Consider the following 23,136-nt stretch of genomic DNA (forward strand, 5'->3'; position numbering starts at 1 on the left):
TACAATCAAAACTTCCGCTCGTATCATCTTTGATGTTTTTATTTATTCATCTTCCACCTAATAATTAAAAGAAATAGCAATAATAACTTTATTATGAGCTATAACTTTACAATTTTGATTTCTTTTCATAAAGCTACTTTTTGTATCTGCTGACTAATTACAACAACCTATGAAATATTCTTTATTACCTTTATTGTTCTTCTTTTCAGCTTTTTCCCATCAGCTAAGTGCTCAGCAATCAGCCGAGCGGCTTATTAGTCATAACTTTCTTAGCGAATCATTTTCAAGCGTTCAGCTTCCTGACTTACTTATCCCTGTGAGTGAGTGGCATCCTTTTCCGACAAGTAGCGAGCGGCAGGCATGGGATAGTTTAGACGAAAAGATAAGATCCAGTTATATTAAGAAAGCTGAAGAAGCGCTTCAGGGGGAATGGAAAGATCTTCCCGCGACTGTTTTTCTGGAATTTGCCAGAAATGGCAATCGTTCAAATTTTCAGGAATTGCGTTCGTCCCGAAGAGAAATGCTTCTTCATCTGGTTCTGGGAGAATGTTTTGAAGGTAAGGGCAGGTTTACTGAAGCGATAATAAATGCGGTGTGGTCAATCTGTGAGGAATCATACTGGGGCGTTCCGGCTCATTTGTATCTACAGGAAGCGGGTCCCGGCTTACCTGATGTAGAAGAACCTACTATTGACCTTTTCGCTGCAGAAACTGCCGCGCTTCTTGCCTGGACTGAATATCTGCTGGGTGAACAACTGGATGAAGTTTCACCTCTGATTCTTAAAAGGATTTCGTACGAGTTTGATAAACGCATTTTTGAGCCATTTGAGATGCGTGACGACTTTTGGTGGATGGGCTTTGCCCGTGACCGGCATGTCAACAACTGGAACCCCTGGATCAATTCCAATATTTTGACGGCAAGCCTTCTGCACCTGGATGATCAGAAAAGAAAGTCTGCTATCGTACACAAGTCATTGCGTAGTCTGGACAATTTTTTGAATCATTATCCTGAAGATGGCGGGTGTGATGAAGGCCCGAGCTACTGGAACAGAGCCGCAGGCTCATTATTTGATTGCCTGGAAATATTATATGGTGCATCAGGAAATCAGATTGATGTATATGATGAAGCGCTTATTCAGAAAATGGGCTCATACATTTACAAGACATACATTGATGACGATTATTTTGTAAATTTTGCTGATGCTGCAGCTGTCAATACCATACAGGAGGATCTGGTTTTCCGGTATGGAGATCGGATTGGAGATAGCAATATGAAAGCTTTGGGAGCCAGTAAAGCCATGCAGCGTAATATTGAAGAAGACCTACCCACTGATGGTCGTAGCCTGGGGCGTCATCTTTACGCAATCTTCAACTGGGAAGATATAGCGCAATATCCAGTTACTGAAACCCCTTATGTCGCTGATGCCTGGTTTCCTGATCTGCAGGTGATGACTGCCCGAAGTGAGCAGGGTACACCACAGGGTCTATTTCTAGCTGCACAAGGGGGGCATAATGACGAAAGTCATAATCATAATGATGTAGGAAATTTTATCGTTTATGTGGATGGCCAACCAGCAATTATTGACGTAGGCGTAGAAGAATATACGGCTAAAACTTTCAGTCCTCAGCGATATGAAATCTGGACGATGCAGTCTGCTTTTCATAACGTGCCTACTATCAATGGGATGATGCAACTTCCCGGAAGGAAATATGAAGCCCAAGATGTTAAGTATGTACAAGATGTTCAGGAGATAAATTTTTCTCTGGATATCTCCAAGGCCTATCCTGTAGAGGCTGCTATAAATCACTGGAAAAGAAATATACAATTTGATCGTGATACCTGGGTACAAATCAGCGATGATTATGAACTGGAAGAGTTAAATGGAGAGTTGCATTATACTTTAATGACAGCATTTAATGTAGAAAAAGTAGAAGCAGGAAAGATTAAGTTAGTATACAGAGAAGGAATGAGTAATGCAGAAGCTTTTATATTTTTTGACGCAAATAAATTTGATCTTGAAACTGAAAAAATTGCGATTACTGATACTAAACTTCTCAAATCCTGGCCTGGCACAATTCACAGACTGCTCTTTACGGCCAAAAACCCCAAGAAAAAGGATCAATGGCGCTTCACCATTGCTAAAGATGAAGAGGTTGGAAAATACCTGTAGAGAGAAAAATTTAACCTTTGACTTATCATAATTCAATGAGAAAAATACTAAAACTACTAACATTAATTTTGGGCCTTCTGCTTTCAGGTCTGCAAGTTCATAGTCAGAACCTTACACTGCTTAATTTGGAGAACCTTCAGGAAGTTAAAGCCCATAGCAACTTTTTTAGGCAAGAAATCAAAGTACTATTGGATAGGGCTGATGTATTTTTAGATATGGAACCGGTATCGGTGATGGATAAAGGAGTAGTATCAAGCAGTGGAGACAAGCATGACTATATGAGCCAGGGACCTTACTGGTGGCCTGATCCGGATAAGCCTGCCGGATTGCCATACATAAGACGAGATGGAGAAAAGAATCCTGAAATTGAGCAGATTTCGGATAAGAAAGGCCTCCACGATCTGATTAGGGCAGTAGATATTTTAGGGCTGGCGTACTTTTATAGTGAAGAAGAAAAATATGCTAAGAAAGCTGCTGAATTGCTTAATACATGGTTTTTAGATCCTTCTACCCGTATGAATCCAAATCTGAACTTCGGGCAGGCTATACCCGGAAGAACTGAAGGTAGAGGAATAGGGATCATTGAAACCCGTGATTTTGGATACCTTTTGGATGCGATTACTCTTCTTGAACCTTCTGATGCACTGACACAAGAGCAGTACAGCGGTTTAGAGAATTGGGTAAAAGATTATCTGGACTGGCTGATCAATAGCCAGCATGGGAAGGATGAAGCAGTTCACGGGAATAATCACACTACCTGGTACTTCGTTCAAACCATGAGTATGGCAATATTTACCGGGCAAAATACATTGGCAAGGGAATTACAGGAAAGAGGACTAGAGTTGATCTTGGATCATCAGATTGAAGCTGATGGCAGTCAGCCCGAAGAACTTGCCAGAACCCGTACATGGGATTACAGTAGTATGAATCTGATGGCTATCTATTATTATGCAATTCTTTCAGAGAAACTGGGTAAACCAGTCTGGGATTATAAAGATCAGCTTATTCGTGAGGCTCTCAATTATTTGCTTCCTTATCTGAGTGATGACGTAGCATGGGAATATGAGCAGATTACCGAATTTAATGCAGACAGGCTGCTACCTGTCCTCAAAATCGCTGCGAATCATTATCCGGAAGGAATTTACGAGCATGTTTTTTACCAAAAATATGATATATCGCAAGATGAATTAATGCTCCCTTTACGCTTTCCGTAGATCTCTTCTATTCAATTGCAGATAAAACTATCTGTTTATTGAAACCTTTCATGTTTTTTTCTTTTTTAATTAGACTCTATCTAAATAACTATTAAATTGCGGCTGTCGTCCATGAATGAAGCGGAAATGCTCTTAATGAAAACTTTGGATCAACTTAAAGCCGGCGAAAAAGCCGTAATCAAAAATATCAAACCCTCTTCTTTAACAATCAAATTGTTGGAAATGGGTTTGCTGCCTGGAAAAGAAGTTAGCTTTAACTACCGTGCTCCGCTAGGAGACCCAATTTCAATTAGAATTTCAGGTTATAATTTATCCCTAAGAATTGACGAAGCGAGTCTTGTAGAAATTATATGAACTACCCTGCGGAAACATTAAGCCCCAGCCCCTCTCTAAAATCCAAACGCAGCATTGCGCTGGTTGGAAACCCTAATTCTGGTAAGTCCACTATTTTTAATCTGCTTACGGGATTGAATCAAAAGGTGGGTAACTATCCCGGAGTGACCGTAGATAAAAAAACCGGGAAGACAAAACTACCGGATAATACGGTGGCTGAAATCATAGACCTGCCTGGTACTTATAGTCTTTATCCCCGCTCTGCCGACGAAAAAGTAGTGCTGGATGTATTGATGCACCCAGAGAAAGAAAAGAGGCCGGATATTGCAGTAGTCATTGCAGACATGAATAATCTGGAGCGCAACCTGCTGCTCTTTACCCAAATTCGTGATCTGGCTATTCCTGCTGTATTGGTACTGAATATGGCTGATATTGCCCGTAGAAAAGGCGTTAATGTTGATGTAAATCTGCTTAGCCGTCGGTTAGGAAACGTACCAATAGTAAGCATGAATGCCCGTAATGGTGAAGGGATGGACGAGCTGAAAAAGGTGCTTAGCCAGGACATCGTTAGTCAGGAAGAGCCTTTTTTGGATGTATTCCCTCTAGCTTCGGAATGTATTGCTGAGGTAAAGCATATGTATGGGGTAAGCAATTACTATGAGGCTTATCAGTGGTTGCAAAGTGCAGAAAGTCTTTTGTTTATTGATGATCAACAGCAAGAACAAATAAAGAAAATACGGGATTCGTTTGGATTCCAGTCCAATGAACTCCAAATCAGGGAGACTACCGAACGATACCGAAAAATTCAGCAGATACTTCAGGATGCTATCAGTACTCCCAGTACAGCTCAAAAGCATTCATTTTCGGATCGCATTGACCGTGTGCTCACCCACAAAGTTTTTGGTTACCTGATATTTTTTGGAATACTCTTCCTGATCTTTCAGGCTATCTTTGCCTGGGCTAGCGTCCCTATGGACTTCATTGACTATATCTTTGCTGAATTTAGCGGATGGATACAGGATAATTTACCGGATGGAGTATTGACAAGCCTGTTAGCAGAAGGAATTATTCCAGGCGTTGGCGGAATTGTAATCTTCGTCCCTCAGATCGCTATTTTATTTGCATTCATCGCGTTACTGGAAGAATCCGGGTACATGTCCAGGGTAGTATTCCTGATGGATAAAATCATGCGAAAAGTAGGCTTGAATGGTAGGAGCGTAGTACCCCTGATTTCAGGTTTGGCCTGTGCGATTCCTGCGATTATGGCTACCCGTAGCATTGATAGCTGGAAAGATCGCCTGATTACTATCATGGTTACCCCACTGATGAGTTGCTCCGCCCGCTTACCTGTTTATACGGTTCTAATTGCCCTCGTGGTCCCCTCTACTCGTATCTGGGGCATATTCAACTTACAGGGTATAGTCTTGATGGGCATGTATCTACTGGGATTTGCCGCAGCGCTTGGTTCTGCCTGGGTGATGAAGCTTATCGTAAGAACCAAAGAAAGAAGTTTCCTAATCATGGAAATGCCTGCATATCGCTGGCCCCGTTGGAAGAATGTAGGTTTTACTGTGTTGGAAAAGTCTAAAACTTTTGTATTTGAAGCTGGTAAAATCATTTTTGCAGTATCCATTGTGCTATGGGTTTTGGCTTCTTACGGTCCGGGAGATGATATTGCGCAGGCAGAGCAGCAACTGAGGGAACAGGCCGAGAATTCTAATGATCTTGAATTCTTGGAGACTTTAGAGACTGAAATCGCTACTTCACGCCTTGAAAATTCTTATGCCGGTAAATTTGGCAAATGGATAGAACCCGTGATTAAGCCGCTAGGATATGACTGGAAAATTGGCATTGCACTGATTACTTCATTTGCCGCAAGGGAAGTATTTGTCGGTACTATGGCTACGCTTTATAGCGTAGGAGAGGACTTTGATGATGAAAGCACGATCATCGGACGAATGCGCTCCGAAAGGAACCCCGAAACGGGAGAGCAGGTTTTCAGACCGGCGGTAGCATTTTCGCTTCTGGTCTTCTATGCTTTTGCCATGCAGTGCATGAGTACCATCGCAGTGGTGTATCGTGAAACAAAAGGGTGGAAGTGGCCTGTTATACAAACAGTATATATGACAGTATTGGCCTATGTGTCGGCGCTACTGGTATATCAATTGTTTTCTTAAATCAGATTTTTTATGCTACAGGAAATTATTCTTATCGCCATATTTTTAGGCGCACTCTACTATCTGGGGCGCTTGATTTATAATAGTTTTGCATCTGATAAACCTTGTCCCAAAGGTTGCGGTAGTTGCGACGCTGTAGATTTCAAAAAAATACAGGAGCAGATCAAACAAAAAGAAGAAGAGAAACGGAAAGTAAATGCTTAGAAATTTCTTTATTCTTGGCATTTTATTGCTGCTAAGTGTCTCCTGTAATTCAGGGGAAGGGAAGGAGACTCAGGTGTTGCTGGTGCGGCATGCTGAAAAGGCACAAACTCCTGCGGATGATCCCCCTCTAACAGAAAAAGGACAAAGAAGGGCGGCTCAACTTTTTGAAAAATTAGGATCAGATACGATACAGGCACTTTATAGTACAGATTATCAGCGTACCAGGGCTACGCTAACTCCTATTTCAGAGCAACTAAATTTGCCAATCAATATTTACGAAGCACATGATTATTCTGGATTAGCTGAAAACATCCTCACCAATCATGCCGGGGAAGTTGTCCTAGTCTCAGGTCATAGCAATACAGTTATGCCTGTCATTGAAGCGCTCGTAGCTACTCCCCCTATTGACAGTATTTCTGAGCATGACTACGATTATATTTTCTCAGTAAAAATAGGTGCTGACGGAAGTGCGCAGGCTAAGGTAAGTGAAAGTCCGGTAGAGCAGTAAATAAACCACTATGTACTGCAAGTACATAGGTTCAGAAAAGAAAAAGAATGAAATTCTTATTCAAGGATAATGTTATCACTATGACTATTAGAAGGTCCACGATGATGCTCCAAATATTCTTGAACCATCTCATCAGTGATGTTCCCTGTACTCCAGGCACCATATCCTATTGCCCAAAATTGCCTACCCCAATACCGTTTACCAAGTTGCGGAAACTCTTCCGCGGCGGCCGCCTGAAGCCTTCGCGATGTCCTGCCCTTCAAGCGCTTTACAAGATTGCTGATACTCTGGGAAGGAGGATATTCTATATGGATATGTACATGATCTTTACTCACTACACCCTTCAGTATTCTTACATCTTCCGCATCACATATCTGTTTTATCAGACGGTTCGCTGCGCGATCGCGACAGCGTACCTGAACATCACCCTTAAGAACATGATAACGATACTTCGTTACCCATACTATATGGGCCGTCATCCAAGATACTGTATGACTGCTACGCCTTTGTTCCTTAATCATAAGGTAAATTTACAAAGGTGTGTAGCAACTAAAAGTCTTGCACAAAAGTGCATAGTTTTAACTAGCGATTGAGACCAATAAAAATAAGCATTCATTTACTATTATTCATAGCGAAGGGCTTTAACCGGATTGGCACGTGCAGATTTTAAGGTTTGTCCGCTGATAGCCAGAAGTGCAATACAAATAATAGCAAACCCAGGCAGTACAAATAGCCACCAACTTATGCCTATACGGTAGGCAAACTGTAGCAGCCATTCGCTCATAAGATAATTTGCAATAGGTATCGCAATAATAAGAGCGATGAGAATCAGGCGGAAATAACTTTTGGAGAGTAAGAACAAAATATTTCCTACGGAAGCACCCAATGCTTTACGGATGCCAATTTCTTTCGTTCTCTGAATACTGGTATATGAAGATAAGCCCAGCAGGCCCAGACAAGCAACTGCGATGGCCAGGCCAGCGAAAAGGCTAAATACCTTACCAAATCTGATCTCCGCCAAATACTGCCGATTATAAGTTTCATCCAAAAAGGAATATGAAAAAGTGCTGTTAGGAAAGATTCCTTCAAATGTAGCTTCCAACTGTTTAATACTACTTTGCACATTTTTAGTATTCAAACGAATATATTGGTAAGGGTTAAGTTCGCTATACCAGTGAATAAAAGGTGTAATGGGGTCTTTCAGAGAGTGAAAGTGATAATTTTCAACGACCCCTATGATGGTGGAAATGCTGTCAAACGTAAGCTTTTCACCAATCGCTTGCTCAGGATTTTCAAATCCAAGGATGCTTGCGGCTTCCTCATTGATGATAATTTTATGTGAATTATCTGTTCCTTTACGAAAAGGTTGCCCCGCCAGCATATTGGTATTAAGGCTTTGCAAATATCTGGCATCAATGCCATAATGATAATAGGTAGTGGATATGTCCCTTACCTCATCTCCTTCAAGGTTTATTCCAGAACTTGAGTTTAGTAAATTATAACCTGAACCAGGCATCGCTTTTGCTCCTGCTACGATTTCTACATCAGCAAGGCGTTTCCATTCCTCCTGTAGTGAGCTAAGCTTACTCGCGATTTGAGGATCATACCTTAAATCTAAAGGTAATTCAACTACCATTAACTGCTCAATGTCCAGACCAAGCTCCTGATCTCGCATAAAATTAAGCTGTAGGTATACCGTAAAGGTACCAATCATTAATACCACTGAAGCAAGAAATTGAAAAATCACTAAGCCCTGACGTAGCCAGCGGCCATGTGAACTACTTATTAGCTTTCCTTTTAGTACTGAAGTAGGTCGGAAAGATGATAAAACGAATGAGGGATAAAGTCCGGATAAGATGGTTCCAAATATAACCAGCCCAATGAGTAATAGACCAAATGAGGGGTCACTGAATAAACGAAATACCAACGGCTGACCACTTAGTTGACGGAAAGCTGAAAAACTTAGATACACCATAAGCACTGCCAGCAGCATAGCAGCAGTATTGGTGAGTAAAGATTCAAACAGAAATTGTTTTACCAGTTGAGCACGGGTACAACCCATCGCTTTTTTAATTCCTACTTCTTTGGCTCTTTCTACCGACCGCGCAGTGGCCAGATTAATATAGTTTACCCAGGCTATGATTAATATAAAAACCGCGATCACAGAAAGAAATGAAACTGTTTTGGCATCGCCATTTACATCAGGCTCATAAGTCTTATGAGAATGAAGATGTATATCCCGAATAGCTTGTATGACAAACTTTTCTTCACCAATTTGATCTTCCATGTCTTGGGTAAACTTATCAAGTTTAGCCTCAAAAGCTTTTTTATCAAATTCTGGAGCCATCAGTAGATAGGTAAATTCATTATTACCATTCCAGCTCAATTGATAATTGAGGGCTTCATCCTGAAGGGAAATAAAAGAAAGCAGGAAGTCAACCTTTAAGTGAGTATTGGTAGGTAAGTCTTTAATTACTGCAGTGATCTTGGCATTTTTCACTTCATATCCCATTCCATAAAGATCCAGCGATTTGCCTACCACATCTGTAGTGCCGAAGTACTGCCGAGCTTTGGATGCAGTAACCACAATTTCAAAAGGATCATCCAAGGCAGAAGAAGGATCACCTTGCAATACATCCACGCTGAAAATTGAAAAGAAGGAAGGATCAGTAAAGTAGAGACGAGTTTCTCTTTGCCGATTTTCTTCATGGCCTACTACTATTTGATTCTCGTCATGCAACCTTACGAAATCAACTACCTCCGGCATTTGTTCTTTGAGCTCAGGACCAGCCAGAGGATACATCTCTGCATCTTGTACCAGCAATACTCCCTCTTTATATCCATCCAGGGTAAGCCGATAAATATGCTCTGACTTTTTGTGAAAATCTTCGTAGCTCGTTTCATAATGAACATAATGCAATATCATCAGACACGCTGCTGTACCTAGGGCAAGTCCCAGTAAGTTTATAATTGAATAAAACTTATGCTTCAGTAGATTACGATAAGCGATAGTAAAATTCTCCCAGAACATAATTATGTAGGATTAATGTAATGCATTATTCATCATTAAGTTTTGATTTACAATGATTTTGCAGTGAGTGGTAATTTTTGTGCAGTAAGAGGATAAAAAGTGGAGTGAAAAAAAGCATAGCTTGGATAAGCTGACTTCAGAGTATCCTTATAATACAGGAGTGCATTTCATTAGCTTTTGTGAAAAAGCCGAAAAAAAATGCTATAAGATCGCAGAAAATGAATCGGGCCTTAGAGAAGAAAGAAGTAACATACTGTGTGAATTATGGTGTTGCGTAATGGAAAGAATTTAGAATCTTGGTATAGGCTGCCTATAAAAGGGATTAGAGAAAAAGCCTGAAATTAAACTTGCTGTCTTTAAGAAAACTGTATTAGTATTCTGTCTTCTTGTCTTGGGTTTCTTCTCAAGTGAATCCCAGGAATTGATGATTTTGTCAGAATTTTTATCAAAAGGAGATTGAGAAAGGAATAATCTATCACCAACAAATAATCAGCTTACCGATAGTACTGGGGAGATATTTCTGTTTTGGCCAAATGCGGACGTCAACGACAAAAAGAAGATAAGCATGAAGATCATGCTTATCCATAAATTTTCCTTACTGTCTTTTTTAAATTGCATACCAAATGGAATGTCTAACTGTACCAATCAAATTTAAAAAAATTGAAGTAAATACAAGTAAATCATTAAAAAATATCTTTTAAAGCATGAGATTTATATTTCAAAAACTCAAAAGGATCTGATTAACAGATTACACAAAGTCACTTGCCATTATAATGATATCGTTTCCTTTACATAAACTTGAGCATGATCCGGACACTATTGACTAAGTTAAAAGCGTTTTACTTTTATTATGTGAAACCTAACCACACCTACTCATGAAATCCTATCTGTTTTCTGTATCCTCCTTGCTGATTATTGGATTGTTTTGCTCTTTTATTTTTTCAATCAATAGTGATGATGCTCTCAATATCAAGGTAAAGGGCATTGAAACTAAAAATATTCTCAAAGAAGGAATCTCTCCTTCAGAATTTGCGCTGATGACGATTGAGCGCAACAATTCCCCAGTAAAAGTTCAGCAGTTTGAAATAGTACTTGCCAGAGGGACCCGCGCCATATTTCCTGGTTCTCAGACTGTTTCAGGCAACCAGTTTGATTTGGAGGACTTATCAGATGTAGCCAAAGCAGGAGATAGAATTGTCATTGAAATCCTAAAATTCAGTGGAGAGGAGAACATGGACAACAAATCTTCTTTCGTAGTTATCCAGGTAAAGTAACTGATAATCTCTACTTTAGATTGCTAAGCGTGCCCCTTGTCACTTTTTCTTATTGTGAAGTTGAGAAGTAAACATTTTGCGAGGAAATGGCTTTTAGCAGAAAGCAACAGCCATGAAAGCTCACATATTTTGTTTTCTCACTTTCATCAGTGCTTGTCTGTGGGCTTGTATTGATGAGTCACAACAGCAGTCGCCAATGCGCACACAACTTAGCTCCCCTTCGGGCAATATTGTAGTCAATTTCACTTTACTCAATGATGGTACCCCTGCATACTCTGTAAGTCACAAAGAATCACTTGTCATTGATACTTCTTCAATGGGTTTTGAATTTCAGGGGCAGGAACCTATGACTAGGGGGTTTGAATTGATCAGTACAGATACATCCTCAATGGATGATACCTGGGAAATGCCCTGGGGAGAACAGCGGACAGTCCGTAATCATTTCCGAGAACTAAAAGTAAATCTGAAAGAAAAAAATTCTCCGCAACGAAAGCTGGAAATTTACTTTCGTGCATATGACGATGGTATAGCTTTTCGCTACCATTTTCCTGAACAGGAAGGTGTGGATAGCCTGATCATTATGGACGAGCATACCCAGTTTCAGCTTACTGCAGATCACAAATGCTGGTGGATGCCCGGGGATTGGGATATCTACGAGCATCTTTTCAATACTACCAGTTTTTCTGAGATTGACGCGCTTGCCAAAAGAAATCATCCAGATCTTGCACAAACCTATATTCCTGAGAATGCTGTTAATACCCCGGTTACCATGCAAACCGCTGATGGTTTATATCTCAGTTTTCATGAAGCCAGCCTGATTGATTATGCAGGTATGACGCTTAAAGTAAATACTGACCAGTTGCTTATGGAAAGCGGGTTGGTAGGCTCAGATCGTCTGGGGTACAAAGTGAAACGGGCTTTACCTTTCAGCACTCCCTGGCGAAGTATCCAGATTAGTGAGGATGCCGGAGGTCTGATAGATTCCAAACTGATTGTAAATCTGAATGAACCCAACAAACTTGGTGATATAAGCTGGTTTAGCCCTATGAAGTATGTGGGTATCTGGTGGGAGATGCACCTGGGAATATCCACCTGGGATATAGAAGCTACTCAGGATATGTCAACTTTTACCACCAAAAAAGTAAGCAGCACCAAGCATGGAGCTACTACCGAAAACGCCAAAAAGTATATTGATTTTGCATCAGAGAATAATATTGGTGGACTGCTGGTAGAAGGGTGGAATACAGGCTGGGATCACTGGATTGGCTTTGAGGATCGTGAAGGCGTATTTGACTTTATTACCCCCTATCCTGATTATGATCTGGAAGAAGTGGTACGTTATGGCAAAGAAAAAGGTGTTGAGTTGATCATGCATCATGAAACTTCTGCTGCCCCACGTACCTATGAACAGCAGATGGACTCCGCGTATTCACTCATGCAGTCTTTGGGAATTCATTCCGTTAAAACAGGCTATGTAGGTAAAATCATACCCCAAGGTGAATACCATCATGGGCAATGGATGGTCAATCATTACAACAATACTATGATCAAAGCGGCTGATTACCAGATTGCAGTCAATGCCCATGAGCCAATCAAAGCAACGGGCTTGCGGAGAACTTATCCCAATATGGTTTCCAGAGAAGGCTTAAGAGGTCAGGAATATAATGCCTGGGCGTCGGATGGAGGTAATCCCCCTGAGCATTTGTCAATCATAGCTTTTACCCGTATGCTGGGTGGCCCTATTGATTATACTCCTGGTATTTTCAATATCAAACTTGCTCCCCATAAAGAAGGAAATCAGGTAAATACCACGATTGCACAACAACTGGCACTTTATGTGGTGATTTATAGCCCGGTACAGATGGCGGCTGATTTAGTAGAAAGCTATGAAGGCCAGCCTGCTTTTCAGTTTATCAGAGATGTAGGCGTAGATTGGGAACAGAGCAAAGTGCTCAATGGTGAAATTGGTGACTTTGTTACCATTGCCCGGCAGGAGAGGGGTACTGACAATTGGTTTGTGGGAGGCATCACCGATGAAAATGAAAGAAGCGTAACCATCAATTTTGATTTTCTGGAGCAGGGTAAGCGCTATAAAGCAATACTGTACCGCGATGGAGAAGATGCTCACTGGGATGATAACCCTACCAGCATTAGCATTGAAGAAATAGCGGTAGACCATACGACTGAGCAGACTATCAGAATAGCTCCTGGTGGTGGCTTTGCCATTAGCATTATTGCTGAAGATTAAGCAAACTGATTTATGGAATTGGAGCAAATCAGTCTTTATATCATGGCAGGCTTGTATATATCGGCAGGGATCAATCATTTTGTGATGCCAAAACTTTACCTGAAAATCATACCCCCCTGGGTACCCTATCCTATTATCACCAATTTATTTGTAGGAATAGCCGAAGTGTTATTAGGTTTACTATTGTTGGTATCAGCTTATAGGTCTTTGGCAGCCTGGGGCATTATCCTTTTGTTAATTGCCATATTTCCTGCTAACATTTACCACTTTCAACTCACCAGAAGAAAGGGAAAAGGAGTCTGGTTAACTCTTATTCGCTTGCCATTGCAGTTCCTGTTGATATATTGGGCATATCTTTACACTTAAGGTAAAATTATGCAAGCTGAGAATGAAATGCACATTGTTTTTGGGTAGCCTGTCAAAGATAGCATCCTTAATAGCCCACAAATCAATATTGCCGAGAAAAACCTGATTAGCCTGAATGATGATTTAAGGGTAGGACCTATTCTTGATCTGCATCAAAATGAGGGGCGCCAGCTACGACAAAATTGGCTGCAAAATTTAGAGTTTGATTTTCAAAAATTGTCAACTCAGGTTGAAAATGATTACCTGAAAATTCAGAAGATTAAGACAGATTTATCAGGAGGAAAGAAAGTGTATGTGTGGTCAGGGCGTACAGTTTTTGAACAATTAGCGGCTGCCCGTCTCTTGAGGGAACTGAATAAAGCTACTGATCTGCTTAAAATCCTTATTATTCCGCCTGATTTGAGCTTAACAACTAAAGCGGGAGGGAAATTTAAGCCAGAAACACCTGTAGTACTTGCCCCGGAACAGATGCATGTACTTCTGGAGTATTTTATTACGCTCAATGAAAAAGAAAATAAGAATTGGGTCAGGCAGTGGGAGACCCTCGCAGGTCAAACAGGAAATTTAAGAACCAGAAAGAACAAAGCAATAGAGCAGGTTGAGGAAGATTTTTTTGATAAAAATCTGCTAAGGTTTTGCAGTCAGGAATATATTGGAGCTGCCAGAGTTGTAGGCCATACGCTGATTGATTTAGATTTTAATGCAAGTGATGCTACTTTAAACTGGCGCTTACACAAATTGGTACGTTCAGGTCAATTAGTACATCAAGGTAGTCTGAGAGAATTACGTGATTACAGGGTCAAGCTACCCAATGCTAAGAGTAATGATGCGTCCAAACCTTAGTTTTCATCTTGGTTGAAAATAAAATGTAGAACACCCAAAAGGTATTCTACATTCAAAATCTATTACTTTTCCATAACAATATGGCTTAGATTGATGATATCATCATTCGGCTTATCCGGTTTGAGCACCATAAAGTAAACATCATGTCGTCCATTGATGGGTGAACTTAGGTCTGCACTTACTTTAGAGCGCTCTTCTCCAGTTGGCTCATAGCTTGTACTGGTAACCGCATCCGCTTCCTGAGAATCAAGCCTTACTTCAATAACTCCCGCTTTATCTGAAGCATATTCAAAAGTAAAGCCTTTGATACCACTAAGGTCAATGTTTTTGAGCAGTATGAATGATTTATGACTTCCGTCTCCCAGTGAATTTCCCCAGCGGGTAAACCCGGGATGTGCATCAGCAAAAGCTGTTCTTACCCGGGCATTTCGCAGCTTTATCATTTCTCTGCCTGCGAGTGGCCCTACACCATTGGCGCCTTGATCTGTATAGGTAGCGATCAGGTTATATTGACCATTAGGCTCCTCCTGAGCATTGTGCTGATCAAACTTGATAGACCCTTTCAGCGGAAGTGTTTTGAGCTGCTCCTTTGGTTCTGCCAGGGATAAGATGTATTCTGCCATCAGTTGGGCATCTTCCCGGGAGATCTGTGGATGAGCACTCATCACATGGGTAGTGCCCCAGTTTCCTGCACCACCATTGATGATTTTTTGAGCCAGTTGGTTCACTGCACCTGACTGACCTTTGTAGCGCTGTGCTACTGCCTGATAGGCAGGGCCAACAGAAACCTGATCTATGGTATGGCAGGCTTTGCAGTCGCTGTTGGCAATCAAGTTGCTACCAGGCATAATTCCTGCCAGTAAAGTTTCTTCCTGATGACCGGTCTGGTTTTCCTGGGGCACTAAACCGGGCTTAGGATTATAATCAAAATAGACCTTAACGTCCTGTTTATTAATCTCTTCTTCAGGATCGCTAACTTCTATGCTATAGTCAAAAGATTCACCCTCCCAGAAAAATGATTTGTTCTCATTGGTAACTATGGCTACTTCAGGTTTTGTGTTGCCTACTCTGACAGTAAGGGTATCCATAGCGGTCATCCCATCCTGGTCGCTTACTTTGAGTACGACATTATACACTCCGTTTTCAGTAAATGTATGGGTTGGATTTCGTTCTTCTGAGCCGACAGTTTTACCATCAAATAACCATTGGAAAGAAATTTCATCATCATTATCCAGATCTTTGCTTCCCCGGCTGGTAAAAGGTACTGTCAATGGTGCCTGGCCAGAGGCTTGTTGAAGAGCAGGTACTCTAGTATCTGAGGTAAGGCGCGCCACTTTCCTTCTAAAGGCCAACTCAGCAGTATCTAATATTCCTGCCTGTGCAATAGGCGCTCGGTTTCCTGTATTGTATTCAATCCTAACCAGCCTGGCATCATCATTATCAGCACCATAGACTGAGCCATATTCCAGCATATACATGATGCCATCTTTACCGAAAGTGAGGTCAATAGGCCTTCTGAAATCTCCATTGGTGGTCATAAAAGGTTCTGCACGAAGAAAGTCTTCATTTTCATCAAAACGGAGGGCCATCACCCAGTTGCGCATCCACTCCATAACGAAGAGCGTACCGTCGTAATATTCAGGAAAACGATTAGGAGAAGATGCATTTTCATCATAAGTATAAAATTCACCGGCCATCGCACTTCTTCCGCCTTCACCTAACTCAGGAAATTCTTCAGAAGCGGCATAAGGGTACCAGATCATGGGTGGGTTAGTAGGGGGCAGTTCTCTTAAACCGGTATTGTTTGGAGATTCATTGACCGGTGCTTCAGGGTCAAACTTTGGTCCGGCAGTTTCCGTACTAAAATCCCAATCTACATAGGCGTAATTATTCCCAATAAAATAGGGCCAGCCGAAGTTTCCGGGCTGTTTTGCCTGATTAAATTCATCATAACCACGGGGCCCCTGTATGCTGTCTTCTCCGGCATCAGGGCCAATTTCTCCCCAGTAAAGCACTGAAGTTTTAGGATTCACTGCGATACGATAAGGATTTCTCAGCCCCATAGTGTAAATCTCAGGACGTGTTTTTTCAGTACCTTCCGGAAAAAGGTTACCCTCCGGTATGGTGTATGTTCCATCATCCTGAGGGGTAATTCTGATAATTTTTCCCTTGAGGTCATTGGTATTGGCAGCCGATCGTTGAGCATCCAGACTTTCATTACCAGGCCGCTCGTCTATCGGTGCGTATCCTCCCGAAGGAAAAGGACTTGAACTGTCACCAGTAGAAAGATAAAGGTTGCCCTCTTTGTCCCAGGCAAAATCGCCACCATGATGCGCTCCGCTATTTTCCTGCACCGGAACTTGTAGAAGTACCTTTTCAGAGTTGAGGTCTAGTGTATTATCTGCTTTTACTGTGAATCTGGATAAATTAAAGAGAATAGGTTCTTTATCGTAAGGGGGGGAATAGTAGAGGTAAATCCAGCGATTCTCAGTAAAGTCAGGGTCAAGAGTAACACCTATGAGTCCTGTACCTCCTTCAGTGGCTACTTCAAAGCGATGGGAAAGTATATTTGTACTGTTTTGGGTATCATAGGCAAAGAGGTTAGCGGTTCTGAGTTCCGTATAGAAAATTACCCCCTCATCAGAAATATCCAATGTCATAGGCGTATTCAGGTCATTTACCAAAACACGCTTGACGAAGCGGTTTTCTTCAGGAGTCACTACCGCATAGGCTTTGCTATAATCCAATTTACTTTCTTCACCCATGGCATATTGTATACCTCCCAGCAAATGTTCCAGAAAAAGCGGCTCGGCATAGGCTTCATCGGTATGTCCACCTCCCGTATAAAAAGCTCTGCCCCCATCAAACTCATGGTACCAGGCAATTGGGTGTTCAGCCCCATTAGTACCACCGGTATAGGTATTTTCATCAAGCATGGCCAGTACCTGTATACCATTGTAAAATGAACGGTAGTTGTACCATTCATCAGTACGCGTCCAGTGCTCGGGCAGATGCGTGGTTGAAACATGGGAAGTATCAATTATATCCACGACCGCCTCACGCACATTAGAATTGCTGGGATGACTTTCAAAATGGGCTCCCATCAGCTTAGCATACCAGGGCCACTCATATTCGGTATCTGCTGCTGAATGAATGCCTACATAACCTCCTCCGGCTTGAATGTAACGCTCAAAAGCTGCCTGTTGCTCTGGGTTTAACACATCTCCGGTGGTATTGCAAAAGATGACTGCCCGGTAGTTTTTTAGCTTTTCATCTGTAAAATAAGAAGCATCTTTAGTAGTATCTACTGCAAAACCATGTTCCTCACCCAGTTTTTGTATCGCAGCTATACCAGCGGGTATAGAGCTGTGTACCCAACCTTTGGTTTTGGAGAATACCAGTACGCTGGGAGCATTTGAATACTGTATGCTGGAACAGGAAAAACAAACGAAAAGAAATAAACCAATGATTAATTGTGTAAAGACCTTCTTGAAAGTATACATCTAGCTAGACTTGAATATTTTTATGAATTTGTAAAATAATAGCTTCACTTTAATTTTCTTATAAGCACACTGATTTTTTTACAGATATTTTTATGAGTATTATTATAGGGTGACAGAAAAATTGGTTTTTAGAAATTGCAATTCAACAGCTATATTCTTGCATAATTTTGAGATTACTCATCATTGTTGTGCATTTATTACTAGCATTAAGAGCATCCTTCTCTATTATTTAAGTGGTTAAAGGGAAGTACATTTGAATGTGAAATGAGCATTATGGCATATTGAATTACATTAGATATGATAAATATCATTGTTCTCCATTGCAAAAAAGATCAAATTACACTTATTCAATATTTATTTACGCTATGGAAACCATTAGAAATATAGCACTGGCAAAAGAGGCAAATTGTGATTCGGATCATGTCCTTCAGTATGCGCTTAAGCTCACAGATAAACTGCAGGCAAAACTTACTATTGGTTTATGCTATCCTTCCGAGGCCAGTTCAATGAGTTTTTCCGGCTACATGAAAGACAATCCGGTTAAAAATGCTTTTCAATTTGTAAAAGAAGCTTATCTGGATCATGCAAATGTAGATTATCGCCTGGTGTCCTGCGAAACGGATATTTGTGATTATGCGGATGAGACACTAACAGTCTATCTGCCTGACTTATATCTAATGGACAAAACCCAGGTCAATGACTTGTATGCTTTCATTGATAGAGTGCATTGCCCGCTTATACTTTTACCTAAGAAGATAGAATTTAGAAATATTGAGCGCATGCTCATTGCAGCAGATCTAAACGATAAAGCAGGGGATTATACTTCAAGGTACGCTTTTCAACTAGCAGATATTTTTTCTTCTACTTTTGAAATGGTTGACATCAGCGATTTGAATGCATCAATCTTTAAGAATACTGTAAGTACTAAACAGGTAGAAGCTAAACATGATAAATCTGATCTTCGCATATATCCTCATGAACTGAAAAGCATGAAAAAGCCTGACTTATTGGTCATAATGGTGAAAGATAAGTTTTTTGGATTGATGAAATCTTTTTACGGACCTTCTATTGAACTTCTCAAAACACTGGATATCCCGGTGATGATTTATAAAGTATGATATTCTACTTAATGGTATAATACCAGAACTTTCTTTTTTCAAAGCTAAATTGGCTTCATATCTCTCAATACGTATCTTCGCATCTTCAGAAATTGAGTGTCAATCTTTTGTTCTGATATGTAAATTGCGTATTTACCTCTAACCTATTTTGATTAATATGAAGCAAGTTTTAGCCGCAGTTTGGCTGATGATTTTCATCACCAGTAATGCCAATGCCCAAAAGAGAGAATTAGCTGCTGACTCCACAGTGACCACCAATCATGAAGTAACGGTCAATGGTCAGCGTTTTTCATACACTGCTACCACGGGTACACAGCCTGTCTGGAATGAAGACGGAGAACCCATAGCCGCTTTGTTCTATACATATTACGAAAGACAGGGAGTCAACGACCGCGCAGCTCGCCCCCTGGTGATTTCATTTAATGGTGGACCCGGATCAGCCTCAGTATGGATGCATATTGCCTATACTGGTCCCAGAATATTGGCCATTGATGATGAAGGCTACCCGGTACAGCCCTATGGTATCAGAGAAAATCCTTATTCTATTTTAGATGTAGCCGATATCGTATATGTAAATCCTGTCAATACCGGCTATTCCAGAATATTGGATGAGGAAGTAGATAGAGAAACTTTTTTTGGAGTTAATGCTGACATTGAATATCTGGCCGAATGGCTAAATACTTTTGTTACCCGTAAAAACCGTTGGACCTCTCCCAAATACCTTATTGGTGAAAGCTATGGTACTACCCGGGTTTCTGGTTTAGCGCTAGAGCTGCAAAATTCTCAATGGATGTACCTGAATGGGGTGATTCTAGTTTCTCCAACCGGTTTGGGAATTGAGCGGGATGGACCAGTGGATGCTGCCAACCGCCTACCTTATTTCGCTGCTGCTGCCTGGTACCAGAAAGCTTTACCTGCTGAACATCAGCAAAAAGATCTGGATGAGCTTCTTCCTGAAGTAGAAGAATTTACCATCAATGAGTTACTTCCTGCTCTGGCAAAAGGAGGGTTTATTGCTGAAGATCGCAGGCAGGAGATGGCTGCTAAAATGGCTGAATACTCAGGGCTGACAGAGAAAGAGATACTTCAGCAGAACCTGGATGTACCTACCTCATACTTTTGGAAAGCACTTTTGAGAGATAAAGGTGGATATACTGTTGGAAGATTAGACTCTCGTTATCTGGGAATTGACCGTCAGCTGCTAGGAGAAAGACCTGATTATAATGCTGAACTGACTTCCTGGCTGCATTCTTTTACCCCGCCTATCAATTACTACTTCAGGAATGAGCTAAACTATATTACTGATATCAAATACAATATGTTCGGACCAGTCCATCCCTGGGACAGAAGTAATGATCAGACAGGTGAAAACCTGAGACAGGCAATGGCTCAGAACCCTTATCTGAATGTAATGGTACAATCAGGTTATTTTGATGGAGCCACTACTTATTTTAATGCAAAATATACGATGTGGCATCTGGACCCCAGTGGAAGGTTGCAGGACCGTCTGAGCTTCAAAGGCTATCGTAGTGGACATATGATGTATCTTAGAAGAGAAGATCTGCAGACGGCTAATGAAGATATTCGGGAGTTTATCAAGAGAACGCTACCTGGAGAAGGAGAACCAGCAATGTACAAATCAGAATAAACTTTCGCTTTCTCCTTCTTTGATAAGCCATTGGAGAGCTGTTTGTCGCTGTGAAGAATTACGCTGTGACACAGCTCTCCTCAATGCTCTTCTGCTTCCTACAAATACAGCTACTTTCTTCGCCCGGGTAAGTCCGGTATAGATCAGATTTCTGAATAACATATTATAGTGTTGCGTCAATAAGGGGATGATGACCACTGCAAATTCACTTCCCTGCGATTTATGAATAGTGATGGCATAAGCATGATCCAGTTCTGTGAGGTGGGCTTTTTCATAAATCACTTCTTTTTCATCACTACCCGAACCAAAAAGGACTGAACAGCTCATCTCTTCATTATCAATCTCTAAAATTCTGCCAATATCACCGTTAAAAACGTTAAGATCATAGTTATTTTTCCGCTGTATCACCCTATCATTCACTCTGAAAGTTCTTCCTCCAAAATCTAGCTGAGCTTTATCAGCCTGCTCGGGATTGACTGCTTTTTGTATCATTTCATTGAGATTATGGGTACCCAGGCTTCCTTTGCTCATTGGGCTTAATACCTGAATCTCCACATCTTTGCCAAAGTATTTTGGGATGATTTCCTGGTAAAGCTTTTCCACCATATCGACTGCGGAGAAGCCCCAATGCAAAGATGACCAGGGGTTCACCCTTCGCAGCACTTCTTTCAACTCATGTGTATGGGTATTGGCAGTAAGGAGCTTATCAATATCTACATGCGCAAATTTTTCTGGTATTACGAGGTTTTCCTTATACATCTCATAGCTGGATTCAGGTTCAGCAGCTACCAGACTCTCTTCATCATCCCGTTCGGCATATTTCTTAACTTTCTGTATAAAGCGAAGTTGCTCTTTGGTAGCTTCTTCCGAATCAATGAACAGGCAGTCTTCTCCCTTTTTCCAGAGGTTCGGGTGCTGGAAAGGAGTTGCAATTTTTGGAACTTGCCCCTGGTTGATCTGATGAGCGTACTGAATGATTTTGGATTGCGCTGCCTGCCGAAATACTTTGGTAAGGCGGGCACAGACGATCTTCTCAGATTCAATAAGATCTTTAAATACATTACCGGCACCTACTGAGGGTAACTGATCCGCATCACCGATGAGCAGCAGTTGTGCCTGCTGAGGTACGGCTCTGAACAATGAGGCAGCCAGGTGGACATCCAGCATGGACGATTCATCTACAATGACAAAATCACAATCCAGGGGAGTTTCTTCATTTCGCTTGAATCCGCCTTTCATAGGTTCCCACTCCAGTAAGCGGTGAATGGTTTTGGCTTCCTGTCCAATCACTTCACTCATACGTTGCGCTGCTCTGCCGGTAGGGGCAGCCAGCAGAACTTCTTTACGCATGGCTTTGAGCAATGCTACAATCACTTTGGTGGTAGTCGTTTTTCCACATCCCGGCCCGCCGGTTAGGATGCACAAACCACGGCTAATCACTTGCTGGACGCTAGCTTCTTGCTCTTCACTTAACTGAATTTCATGATAATCACAGTATTTTGTAATCCATTTACTGACTTTTTCCCGGTCTACAGTAATTTGCTCATTAGCCATGATCAGGCTTTTCTTGGCCAGATAATTTTCGTCAAAATAAAGAGAGTGGGCATAATAAGCAGTCTGTATACCTTCTGGGGTGGGTAAACTTCTGGTCTTGAGTTCATCCTCTTTTTCCATCAGCAAGAGTTCTTCTACTATTCTTTGTGAATCTTCAAGTTCCAGTAAAGCTGTTGTCTGCTCTACAATCTGGTCGGAGAGCAGGTAGCAGTGTCCTTCCTCACGAGCATTGTGTAAAATATGCCCTATGCCCGCCTGAACACGAGCGGATGAATCTTTGGCAAGCCCGAGGCTGAGGGCCACGCGATCTGCACTCATGAAACCAATACCAAAAATATCATGAGCCAGGCGGTACGGATTTTCCTGCACTACCGAAATAGCCTGTTGTCCGTAGGTTTTATAAATTTTGACGGCAAACAATGTGCTGATGCCATGAGACTGAAGAAACATCATCACTTCACGGATCTCCTGGTGTTCAGTCCATGCTTTCTGGATAGAAGCTAGCTTTCTCTGGGCGATGCCAGGAACTTCAGTAAGTCGGTCTATCTTTTTTTCAAAAACATCCAGAGTATCCTTTCCAAAATATTTGACAATACGACGTGCAGTCTTAGGACCTACTCCTTTGATAAGGCCTGAGCCGAGGTATTTTTCCAGCGCGTGTGCGGTGGCAGGTTTTCTTTCTTCTACCCTTTCAGCTTTAAACTGCCTTCCGTAAGTAGGGTGGTTGACCCATACGCCGAAGAAATTCATGGTGGCCCCGGCAAAAACCTTAGATTGATGCACAGTTACCGCGATTTCATTATTGGGTTGGTCAAAAGAATTAATTTTTAAGACTGACCATCCGGTTTCAGCGCTGTGAAAAGTTACCCGCTTCACGATGCCCGATAGCTTTTCTAAGTTTGGATTAGGGGAGGAGGTAGTAAGTGAATTCATGGTAAATTTTTC

General features: G+C 41.4%; 16 protein-coding genes. 12 read left to right on the forward strand and 4 right to left on the reverse strand.

Translation table 11 applies throughout. The features are described from left to right. The first annotated feature begins 169 nt into the window (after positions 1-169). The 6 genes from WJR50_RS10460 (at position 170) to WJR50_RS10485 (ending at position 6,606) form a co-directional block, all read left to right on the forward strand. Complete coding sequence (locus WJR50_RS10460; RefSeq protein ID WP_341293214.1) at positions 170-2,170, forward strand: heparinase II/III domain-containing protein; 2,001 nt, start codon at positions 170-172, stop codon at positions 2,168-2,170. A 35-nt stretch (positions 2,171-2,205) separates the two neighbouring features. Next, positions 2,206-3,384, forward strand: coding sequence for an alginate lyase family protein (locus WJR50_RS10465; protein ID WP_341293215.1), 1,179 nt, complete (start codon positions 2,206-2,208; stop codon positions 3,382-3,384). Positions 3,385-3,495: 111 nt separating this feature from the next. Beyond that, positions 3,496-3,738, forward strand: a complete 243-nt coding sequence (locus WJR50_RS10470) for a FeoA family protein (RefSeq protein WP_341293216.1) — start codon at positions 3,496-3,498, stop codon at positions 3,736-3,738. After that, a complete protein-coding gene (feoB, locus tag WJR50_RS10475) occupies positions 3,735-5,894 on the forward strand; it encodes a ferrous iron transport protein B (protein WP_341293217.1) in 2,160 nt (719 codons plus the stop codon). The genes WJR50_RS10470 and feoB overlap by 4 nt, the downstream gene beginning before the upstream one ends. A 12-nt stretch (positions 5,895-5,906) precedes the next feature. Then, entirely contained in the window at positions 5,907-6,098 is a 192-nt protein-coding gene (locus tag WJR50_RS10480; RefSeq protein ID WP_341293218.1) for a hypothetical protein, read from the forward strand. After that, positions 6,091-6,606 (forward strand): histidine phosphatase family protein, encoded by a 516-nt coding sequence (locus WJR50_RS10485; protein ID WP_341293219.1) that lies wholly within the window; start codon positions 6,091-6,093, stop codon positions 6,604-6,606. Before WJR50_RS10480 ends, WJR50_RS10485 begins: the two co-directional genes overlap by 8 nt. A 56-nt stretch (positions 6,607-6,662) precedes the next feature. On the opposite strand, the gene tnpA is transcribed toward WJR50_RS10485, so the two are convergent. Next, positions 6,663-7,124 carry an IS200/IS605 family transposase gene (gene tnpA, locus WJR50_RS10490; protein ID WP_445223461.1) on the reverse strand — a complete coding sequence of 154 codons (462 nt, stop codon included), beginning with the start codon at positions 7,122-7,124 and terminating at the stop codon, positions 6,663-6,665. 104 nt (positions 7,125-7,228) lie between these two features. Beyond that, the gene (locus tag WJR50_RS10495; RefSeq protein ID WP_341293221.1) at positions 7,229-9,637 is read right to left on the reverse strand and encodes an ABC transporter permease; all 2,409 of its coding nucleotides are present in this window, start codon (positions 9,635-9,637) and stop codon (positions 7,229-7,231) included. An 875-nt stretch (positions 9,638-10,512) separates the two neighbouring features. On the opposite strand from WJR50_RS10495, the gene WJR50_RS10500 reads away from it, so the two are divergent. The 4 genes from WJR50_RS10500 (at position 10,513) to WJR50_RS10515 (ending at position 14,368) form a co-directional block, all read left to right on the forward strand. Next, positions 10,513-10,911 (forward strand): GldM family protein, encoded by a 399-nt coding sequence (locus tag WJR50_RS10500; protein ID WP_341293222.1) that lies wholly within the window; start codon positions 10,513-10,515, stop codon positions 10,909-10,911. A gap of 112 nt (positions 10,912-11,023) precedes the next feature. After that, positions 11,024-13,159 carry a glycoside hydrolase family 97 protein gene (locus WJR50_RS10505; RefSeq protein WP_341293223.1) on the forward strand — a complete coding sequence of 712 codons (2,136 nt, stop codon included), beginning with the start codon at positions 11,024-11,026 and terminating at the stop codon, positions 13,157-13,159. Between the two features lie 12 nt (positions 13,160-13,171). Beyond that, complete coding sequence (locus WJR50_RS10510) at positions 13,172-13,525, forward strand: DoxX family protein (protein WP_341293224.1); 354 nt, start codon at positions 13,172-13,174, stop codon at positions 13,523-13,525. Positions 13,526-13,612: 87 nt separating this feature from the next. Next, the gene (locus WJR50_RS10515; protein WP_445223462.1) at positions 13,613-14,368 is read left to right on the forward strand and encodes a DUF3658 domain-containing protein; all 756 of its coding nucleotides are present in this window, start codon (positions 13,613-13,615) and stop codon (positions 14,366-14,368) included. Between the two features lie 62 nt (positions 14,369-14,430). On the opposite strand, the gene WJR50_RS10520 is transcribed toward WJR50_RS10515, so the two are convergent. After that, positions 14,431-17,871 (reverse strand): ThuA domain-containing protein, encoded by a 3,441-nt coding sequence (locus WJR50_RS10520; RefSeq protein WP_341293225.1) that lies wholly within the window; start codon positions 17,869-17,871, stop codon positions 14,431-14,433. A gap of 365 nt (positions 17,872-18,236) precedes the next feature. Between WJR50_RS10520 and WJR50_RS10525 the strand changes: the two genes are divergently transcribed. Continuing rightward, on the forward strand, positions 18,237-18,989 hold the full coding sequence (locus tag WJR50_RS10525) for a putative universal stress family protein (protein ID WP_341293226.1): 753 nt from the start codon (positions 18,237-18,239) through the stop codon (positions 18,987-18,989). Between the two features lie 187 nt (positions 18,990-19,176). Then, complete coding sequence (locus WJR50_RS10530; protein ID WP_445223463.1) at positions 19,177-20,637, forward strand: S10 family peptidase; 1,461 nt, start codon at positions 19,177-19,179, stop codon at positions 20,635-20,637. Here WJR50_RS10530 and recD2 read toward each other — a convergent pair. Then, positions 20,629-23,124 (reverse strand): SF1B family DNA helicase RecD2, encoded by a 2,496-nt coding sequence (recD2, locus tag WJR50_RS10535; protein WP_341293228.1) that lies wholly within the window; start codon positions 23,122-23,124, stop codon positions 20,629-20,631. The genes WJR50_RS10530 and recD2 overlap by 9 nt on opposite strands. Positions 23,125-23,136: the final 12 nt, after the last annotated feature.

This window comes from Catalinimonas locisalis (assembly GCF_038039535.1).
Lineage (GTDB): Bacteria > Bacteroidota > Bacteroidia > Cytophagales > Cyclobacteriaceae > Catalinimonas.

Bases quoted from the DNA above. Each gene is read 5' to 3' on its own strand.
- WJR50_RS10520 (WP_341293225.1), bottom strand. From the start codon at position 17,871: ATGTATACTTTCAAGAAGGTCTTTACACAATTAATCATTGGTTTATTT.
- WJR50_RS10460 (WP_341293214.1), top strand. From the start codon at position 170: ATGAAATATTCTTTATTACCTTTATTGTTCTTCTTTTCAGCTTTTTCC.
- feoB (WP_341293217.1), top strand. From the start codon at position 3,735: ATGAACTACCCTGCGGAAACATTAAGCCCCAGCCCCTCTCTAAAATCC.
- WJR50_RS10505 (WP_341293223.1), top strand. From the start codon at position 11,024: ATGAAAGCTCACATATTTTGTTTTCTCACTTTCATCAGTGCTTGTCTG.
- WJR50_RS10470 (WP_341293216.1), top strand. From the start codon at position 3,496: ATGAATGAAGCGGAAATGCTCTTAATGAAAACTTTGGATCAACTTAAA.
- WJR50_RS10525 (WP_341293226.1), top strand. From the start codon at position 18,237: ATGGAAACCATTAGAAATATAGCACTGGCAAAAGAGGCAAATTGTGAT.
- WJR50_RS10495 (WP_341293221.1), bottom strand. From the start codon at position 9,637: ATGTTCTGGGAGAATTTTACTATCGCTTATCGTAATCTACTGAAGCAT.
- WJR50_RS10485 (WP_341293219.1), top strand. From the start codon at position 6,091: ATGCTTAGAAATTTCTTTATTCTTGGCATTTTATTGCTGCTAAGTGTC.
- WJR50_RS10480 (WP_341293218.1), top strand. From the start codon at position 5,907: ATGCTACAGGAAATTATTCTTATCGCCATATTTTTAGGCGCACTCTAC.
- WJR50_RS10530 (WP_445223463.1), top strand. From the start codon at position 19,177: ATGATTTTCATCACCAGTAATGCCAATGCCCAAAAGAGAGAATTAGCT.
- recD2 (WP_341293228.1), bottom strand. From the start codon at position 23,124: ATGAATTCACTTACTACCTCCTCCCCTAATCCAAACTTAGAAAAGCTA.
- WJR50_RS10500 (WP_341293222.1), top strand. From the start codon at position 10,513: ATGAAATCCTATCTGTTTTCTGTATCCTCCTTGCTGATTATTGGATTG.
- WJR50_RS10510 (WP_341293224.1), top strand. From the start codon at position 13,172: ATGGAATTGGAGCAAATCAGTCTTTATATCATGGCAGGCTTGTATATA.
- WJR50_RS10465 (WP_341293215.1), top strand. From the start codon at position 2,206: ATGAGAAAAATACTAAAACTACTAACATTAATTTTGGGCCTTCTGCTT.